Genomic DNA, 314 nt, shown 5'->3' on the forward strand with positions numbered 1-314 from the left:
CCCCTGCGTATTGTCGATGGCTCGATAACCTATGATTTCGAAGGGGCCATCATCGACCCCTACAAGGCCGACCCGAGCGAAGTCGACGCCATCCGCTGGCGCCATCTCTCCTACATCATGCAGGGATCCATGAGCGTCATGAACCCGGTCCGCCGGATCAGGAAGAGCTTTGAGGATTTCGCATTCCGGCCCATGGGGCTGCCTCGCGGTGAATTCTGGGCGCGGGTCGAGGCGCATTTGAAGCGCCTCAATCTTTCCCCCGATACGCTATCGGCCTTTCCCCACGAGCTTTCCGGCGGGATGCGCCAGCGCAT

General features: G+C 60.8%; 1 protein-coding gene. It reads left to right on the plus strand.

Annotated elements, in window-relative coordinates; all coding sequences use genetic code 11:
- Positions 1–314 (plus strand): ABC transporter ATP-binding protein (locus tag FLQ44_RS02890; RefSeq protein ID WP_240801168.1); only part of this gene is annotated, 314 nt, incomplete at both ends.

Origin of the sequence: Vogesella mureinivorans, from assembly GCF_007644035.1 — a bacterium.
GTDB classification, from domain to species: Bacteria; Pseudomonadota; Gammaproteobacteria; order Burkholderiales; family Chromobacteriaceae; genus Vogesella; species Vogesella mureinivorans.